Here is a 6,197-nt window from a genome sequence, read left to right as displayed (position 1 = left end):
GATAGTGTTAACTTGTAGTGATGAAAGAGTGTAAGTGTGAAAGAATGAGATTGATATTACCATTGTGCGTTTTCCAAAAATTCTTGACTACCCAAAAACCTTAGACCTACCACAAGAAGGGCATTTGGGATAAGGGAAAGAGAAGTTTTTGTGTTTGTGAGAATGGGAAAGTTTGAAGGAATGATGGCAGAGTTTGCAAAGGAATTGTTGGTTACCGTATTTGTCATGACCGTTTTTGTAAAAGCTGGTGGAATAACGTTTTGGCAAGAGAGCATTGAGTTATCCCTATCGGGATACCTCCTTTGTCAAGAGTAGGTTGGGGGGTGTCCCATCTTTATAAGAATAATGCGGTTTTTGGAAAGTTTCAATACTTTTAGTTAACATTATCTTCTTAAATTTAGGGGGGATCGTATGAAAGACTTATCGAACATTTTAGGATTAAACAAGTCTGTTGAACTCAATACAAACGAGAGTATGGTGTGGGAAGAGGAAGAAGAATTATCATACCTACATCTCGTGTCGACTTCGTCACTCTTGAAAGAGGTAAGCCACGTTACGTACGAATTTCTTGGAGCTTACATTGACGAAGAAGAAACTTCTGTTGTAACAGACGCTGAAATTAGTCACCTCAAACCTGTCGTTGTTGGAGAAAATTTGATAATTGGAGCTCGCATCACAGATATAGTAGGTAATCGTGTCTTATTTAAATTCGTCGTAATGAGAGAATCCGAAAAAATCGCCGAGGGAACTTTGACACGCGTAGTGGTTTCCAAGAACTATTTGAAAAGAAAAGCCGTTGAGAATTTCTAAACCTGAGGTGAACAGAGTTTAATGCGCAGACCGAGAGACTCTGAATCGTTTAAAGAATATAACTTTGTTCTTAATTATCAAAAATCAGAAGCTGAAATTTTTAAGCTAAAGGGCAACCTTCAGAAGGTTGCCCTTATTTTCCCGAACAGTTATAAAATAGCGAGTGGATCTTTAGCTTGGAGTTGGATACAGAACCTCCTAACGAAAAACAACCTAAATGTTCAGCGTTTTTTTTATGAAGACTGGTTCAGTAAATTCTATTCCCTTGAGGAACAAGTTCCTATCGACGAATTTCAAATCTGGTTATTCACATTCCAATTTGAAAATGATTTGATAAACATAGCAAGAATGTTGAAAAAGAAGGGGATTCCATTGTCTTTCCAGCAAAGAGAGTCTTACCATCCCATCATCATAATTGGTGGTCCAGTAACGCTGTTTAATCATAGGATTGTGGAAGACATTGCTGATTTTGTGTTTATAGGTGATCTTGAATGTTGTTCAAATCAGTTTTCCGAAGCTTTATCTTTGGACAACAAAGAAGAAATAGAGAACAATCTTCTGAAGATACCACAGATATATTCGAAGAAATACAGAAAAACGAATTATGAAAACTGCATCGGAAATCTATCGCCTATACCTATGGCACATTATATAACCCCGCATTCGCCTTTCAAAAATAAGCTTCTGATAGAAATCGGAAGGGGATGTATAAGAAGGTGCGCGTTTTGTGTTACTGGATATACGAAAAAGCCTGTGAAATTTGCGAAGTTGGATGATTTTATTGAAACACTTGACAGGTTTAAACATCACGAATTTGGTTTGATAAGCGCAACTATAACGGATTACCCATACCTTGATGAACTTCTGGACTATATAGAAAACAATGAAATAAGATTCTCTGTTTCATCGATGAGGGTGGACAAAGTGAATGAAAAACTTCTAAAACTCCTTAGAATCACCGACCACCATTCATTCACAGTAGCACCGGAGGGCATTTCACAAAAGATGCGGGACATAATGTTAAAGGACTTATCAACAGAGCAGATAGTCAAAGGTCTTGAGATAGGAAGGAAAGTAGGCTTTGAAAACGTTAAGTTTTACTATATTATTGGTCTGGAGGAGGAAACTGAGGAAGATTACAAAGAGCTGATAGAATTCTTGAACCAAGTGTTGAAATTGGGGTACAAAGAAGTCAGTGTCAGCATTAATCCTTTGGTTCCGAAGCTCTCTACACCGTTTGCTAATAGAAAAATGATAGACAAGAAAGAATACGAAAAACGTACAGCGTATATAAAAAAGAGCGTACCGAAAGGTGTCAAGCTAAACTTCGAAAGTTATAAGTCCATGAAAATTCAGTATGAAATATCTCACTTGAATGGAAACGAAAGCATACGATATGTTCAGGAGAAGTTTGAAGAATAGATTTATATCGCCATAAACAAAAAACGCGGAGCTTACGCTCCGCATTTATTAATCGATGTACAAAAGTTAATTATCTTCATCTTGTTCTTTCTTTCTCTTTTTTCTTTCTCTCAAGAACAAAGAAACAAGCGTAAGAACTGTGAAAATCAGCAAAGCTAAATTCATATAAAATTCGACAGGTTTTGGGCTTATTCCCAAATAATATATAAAAACTATGATTTCAAGTATAAAAGCCCATGTAAAGATTGTTAAGATGCCCTTTGTAAACATAATCACAGCCCTTCCAATTTTCTGTATAGTTTTGGTATACTCTCAACAAGCAGTTTCGAATATTCATGTTGTGGTTCCAAAACGACTTTATCAGGATGGCCTCTGTCTACTATTTCACCATCTTTCATAACAAATATATTGTCAGAAACGTAGTAAGCAAGTCCAAGGTCATGGGTTATGAAAATGATAGATGTTCCTTGCTCGTCTCTTAACTTTTCGAAGAGCTGTATTATTCCTCCTCTACTGGAAGCATCTATCATCGATGTTGGTTCATCTGCTACTATCATTAATGGTCTCAAAATCCAACATCTTGCAATCATAATTCTTTGCTTTTGACCACCGGACACCTGATGAGGATACTTTCCAAGTATATCTTTCGGATCTATACCAACTTTAAATAGAGAATCCTTTATTATTTCAAGAGCTTCCTTTTTGTTTGAAGGCTTCTTTTCTAAAAGATTTATTGCTTGCCAAAGTGGCCTTTCCACCGGATAAAACGGGTTGTAACTTGCGAATGGATCTTGAAAAACAGCATGGACCTTTCTTCTAAAGGTCTTAAAATCCTCCTGAGTTTTCAAATCTTTCCATATATCTTTTCCTTCGAACATAATCTTTCCTGAGGTTGGTTGTATAAGTCTTAATAACATTTTTGCTGTTGTAGTCTTTCCTGATCCACTCTCACCAACTAATGACACTATCTCTTTTTCCTTGACTGTAAACGATACGCTTTTAACGGCATTAACATGTCGCTTTGCTATAAAACCTAATGAAAATGTTTTAGTCAAATTTTCAACAACGAGTCTACTCATACTCTCTCCTCCTGAAAGAGAAAACAGGCAACTTGTCTATCCTTTTCCACCTCTATCAATTTTGGTTCCTTTTGTTTACATATTTCCATTGCGTGTGGACATCTTGGTTGAAATCTACACCCACTCGGCGGGTTTATCAAGTTAGCAGGTGCGCCAGGAATTACGCTAATGCCTCTTTCCCTTACTTCTGGTTCTGGTGTTAAAACGGATTCAAAGAGGCCTTTAGTGTAAGGATGCAATGGCTTCTCTAACATCTTCTCCATATTCGAGAACTCAACTATCTTACCTGCATACATAACGAGCATTCTGTCTGCTATCTGTCTGATTGTTGCTATATCGTGTGTTATGAACATGATACTCTTTACAATACCTTTTCTCTTGAGATCCATTAAGACCTGTAGGAGAACTTTTTGATTGACAACATCGAGTGCGGAAGTTGGTTCATCAGCAACTAACAACTTCGGGTTCAAAAGCGTTGCAATCGCTATAACGGCACGCTGTCTCATTCCTCCACTAAGTTCAAACGGATATCTTCTTAGCCATTCAGGTTTGAGACCTACTTGTTCAAACCTTTCCTCGGCTTTCTTCAAAAGTTCTTTTTCATCAATTCCATGTGACTGTGCGAGGTGCTCAACATATTTTGACATTCTAATAGTTGGCATCAGAGCGTTCATCGCACTCTGAGGTATTATGGTTATGTCGCTTCCCCAGAATCTTCTCTTAACTTCATCACGTGACATAGCTGATATTTCTTCAAATTTGCCATCCGTTTTCAAGAAAACTTTTCCGTCTATCAACCTCAAAGGTTTTAGCATATTCATGAAAACAAGGTTTGAAAGCGTTGTCTTACCAGAACCTGATTCCCCAACTATACCAACAACCTCGTCTTCGTATATCTCAAATGAAACACTATCAACGGCCTTTACGGTTGCTTGTTCCAAAACATAGTAAGCCCTAGCATTCTCGACTTTTAAAAGTACGTCTTTCACGATTATTCCTCCCTTAAACGTGGGTTAAAGACCTCATCCATTGTCGTGCTGATAACCATCAACGAAGCTGTGACAGCGACAATGACGATTCCCGGTGGTACAAACCACCACCACATTCCTCTCCTCATCGATTCCATTAACACTGCCCACTGTAGCATCAAACCTAAGGATATTCCGCGTGTTGGGCCAAGACCTATTAAACTCAATCCAGCTTCACCCATTATTCCACCGTTTATGAAAAGCACGAACGACATAAATGCGTACGTAGCAATGGTTGGTAGTAAGTCCTCAATTATTAATCTGAGATCGGAATATCCCGCCATAACTGATAAATAAACATATTCTCGTGACATAACACTCATCAACTGAGCTCTTATCGCCCTCGCGAACCAAGGCCATTGGAAGAGTCCCAATATGACAGCGACGACCTCCAAACTTCTTACGTTTAAATAACTTGCTATAAGAATAGCTATAAGTACCGACGGTGTAGTTAAGACAATGTTCGTTAAGGATGTTAATACATCGTCTACAATCCCTCTTTTTACAGCAGACAGACTTCCTATCAACGCCCCAATGATCAGCGAAATAATAGCGGCAAGAAAACCTATATAGAGTGAAGATCTAATTCCATGTAGGAGTTGTGCCAAGATATCTCTTCCATATGTGTCTGTACCCAATGGATGGTTAGCAGACGGTGGTTGCTCTCTATCCCAACTCATTTCCATAGGATCAACTGTGTAAAAAATGGGACCAAAAATTCCTAGAAATAGGAAGATGAGGAATATTGATATACCTACCAGAAACTTCTTATTCTTGAATAATGGTCTTATCATCGTCGCAAGCATAATCATTCCCCCTGACCAAGTCTTATCCTTGGATCTATTAACGCATACATAAAGTCCATGATGAAGTTAGCCAGATATATTGAAGCGATGAGTATTATAAACACACCTTGTATCATTGGAAAATCAAGAGTTGTTAGTGCTTTAAACAAGAGATAACCTGTTCCAGGATAGTTAAAAACAATTTCCGTAATCAATGCTCCTCCCAAAACTCCACCTAAACTTAACGCAAGTCCAGTAATTTGCGGTAGGATTGAATTTTTGAAAGCGTATTTGAATATTCTTTTCTCGCTCATTCCGAGGTATTCAGAGAATAGTGCGTAATCGCTTCCGAGTTCGTTTACGACCATAACCCTCATTCCTATTGCCCAGCCTCCCATGGCTGAGATAACTATCGACGCAAATGGCATTATATAATGTTTCAAAGCATCCAAGAAAAAGTTCAAGCTGAAACTTGGAATCGTTCCTTGTGAATAAGCACCCTGCACTGGTAACCATCCTAATTTTACACCGAATAAGAATATAAATAACATTCCGAGCCAATAATAAGGGATTTGAGAAATTATCATCGAGGATGTAAGAACCCACCTATCTACCCAGGTATTTCTCCTGTATGCTGCTATAGCACCAAGCATATTTCCAAGCCACCAAGCAACTAAAGTTGCTGGCAAAAGTAAAATAAGGGTCCAAGGTATTACTGGAATAATCAAGTCAAGTACCTTTCTCGGATAGTACGTTATCGAGGTTCCGAGGTCACCTTTCAACGCACGACCCACAAATTCGAAATACTGTACAACTACAGGTTTACCTACGCCGAACTGCTCCATTAATGTCTTTTCAGCAGCTCTTATTGCTTCAGGGTTTGCCTGTGCAACCTGAGAAAGATTGGCAAGAAGCTGGGCAAGTGGGTTTCCTGGAATTGCTCGAGGAAGGATAAAAACGATGGTTGTTGCAACGATGTAAGTTACAAGTAAAAATAAAAATCTTCTTAACAAAAACCTTAACATATTTTTCGACTTCATTCTACCACTCCTTGCATTTTTTATGTAATTCCG

At 38.2% G+C, this 6,197-nt stretch carries 8 protein-coding genes; 2 read left to right on the top strand and 6 right to left on the bottom strand.

The genetic code is table 11. The annotated features are described in order from the left end of the window. Nucleotides 1-87 precede the first annotated feature (87 nt). Nucleotides 88-267 (bottom strand): IS1/IS1595 family N-terminal zinc-binding domain-containing protein, encoded by a 180-nt coding sequence (locus BUA11_RS10565; RefSeq protein WP_425432312.1) that lies wholly within the window; start codon nucleotides 265-267, stop codon nucleotides 88-90. A gap of 144 nt (nucleotides 268-411) precedes the next feature. Here BUA11_RS10565 and BUA11_RS07115 point away from each other — a divergent pair, with 144 nt between their 5' ends. Both BUA11_RS07115 and BUA11_RS07110 read left to right on the top strand, forming a co-directional pair. Next, on the top strand, nucleotides 412-810 hold the full coding sequence (locus BUA11_RS07115) for a thioesterase family protein (RefSeq protein WP_072759878.1): 399 nt from the start codon (nucleotides 412-414) through the stop codon (nucleotides 808-810). 21 nt (nucleotides 811-831) lie between these two features. After that, nucleotides 832-2,232, top strand: a complete 1,401-nt coding sequence (locus tag BUA11_RS07110; RefSeq protein WP_072759876.1) for a B12-binding domain-containing radical SAM protein — start codon at nucleotides 832-834, stop codon at nucleotides 2,230-2,232. Between the two features lie 66 nt (nucleotides 2,233-2,298). Here the strand turns inward: BUA11_RS07110 and BUA11_RS07105 are convergent, their stop codons facing one another. The 5 genes from BUA11_RS07105 to BUA11_RS07085 are packed head-to-tail and all read right to left on the bottom strand — an operon-like array spanning nucleotide 2,299 to nucleotide 6,164. Next, nucleotides 2,299-2,502, bottom strand: coding sequence for a TM0026 family membrane protein (locus BUA11_RS07105; RefSeq protein ID WP_072759874.1), 204 nt, complete (start codon nucleotides 2,500-2,502; stop codon nucleotides 2,299-2,301). A gap of 2 nt (nucleotides 2,503-2,504) precedes the next feature. Beyond that, nucleotides 2,505-3,311: an ABC transporter ATP-binding protein gene (locus BUA11_RS07100; RefSeq protein WP_072759872.1), complete on the bottom strand. Its 807-nt coding sequence runs from the start codon at nucleotides 3,309-3,311 to the stop codon at nucleotides 2,505-2,507. Further along, nucleotides 3,308-4,300 carry an ABC transporter ATP-binding protein gene (locus BUA11_RS07095; protein WP_072759870.1) on the bottom strand — a complete coding sequence of 331 codons (993 nt, stop codon included), beginning with the start codon at nucleotides 4,298-4,300 and terminating at the stop codon, nucleotides 3,308-3,310. The genes BUA11_RS07100 and BUA11_RS07095 overlap by 4 nt, the downstream gene beginning before the upstream one ends. Before the next feature lie 2 nt (nucleotides 4,301-4,302). Then, complete coding sequence (locus BUA11_RS07090; RefSeq protein ID WP_072759868.1) at nucleotides 4,303-5,145, bottom strand: ABC transporter permease; 843 nt, start codon at nucleotides 5,143-5,145, stop codon at nucleotides 4,303-4,305. 2 nt (nucleotides 5,146-5,147) lie between these two features. Beyond that, nucleotides 5,148-6,164, bottom strand: coding sequence for an ABC transporter permease (locus BUA11_RS07085; protein ID WP_072759866.1), 1,017 nt, complete (start codon nucleotides 6,162-6,164; stop codon nucleotides 5,148-5,150). Nucleotides 6,165-6,197 lie beyond the last annotated feature (33 nt).

Source organism: Fervidobacterium gondwanense DSM 13020, assembly GCF_900143265.1.
GTDB classification, from domain to species: Bacteria; Thermotogota; Thermotogae; order Thermotogales; family Fervidobacteriaceae; genus Fervidobacterium; species Fervidobacterium gondwanense.
Note: the sequence above shows the minus strand (reverse complement) of the source record. Positions and strands in the feature narration are given on the sequence as shown.

Bases quoted from the DNA above. Each gene is read 5' to 3' on its own strand.
- BUA11_RS07115 (WP_072759878.1), top strand. From the start codon at position 412: ATGAAAGACTTATCGAACATTTTAGGATTAAACAAGTCTGTTGAACTC.
- BUA11_RS07100 (WP_072759872.1), bottom strand. From the start codon at position 3,311: ATGAGTAGACTCGTTGTTGAAAATTTGACTAAAACATTTTCATTAGGT.
- BUA11_RS07085 (WP_072759866.1), bottom strand. From the start codon at position 6,164: ATGAAGTCGAAAAATATGTTAAGGTTTTTGTTAAGAAGATTTTTATTT.
- BUA11_RS07090 (WP_072759868.1), bottom strand. From the start codon at position 5,145: ATGCTTGCGACGATGATAAGACCATTATTCAAGAATAAGAAGTTTCTG.
- BUA11_RS07110 (WP_072759876.1), top strand. From the start codon at position 832: ATGCGCAGACCGAGAGACTCTGAATCGTTTAAAGAATATAACTTTGTT.
- BUA11_RS07105 (WP_072759874.1), bottom strand. From the start codon at position 2,502: ATGTTTACAAAGGGCATCTTAACAATCTTTACATGGGCTTTTATACTT.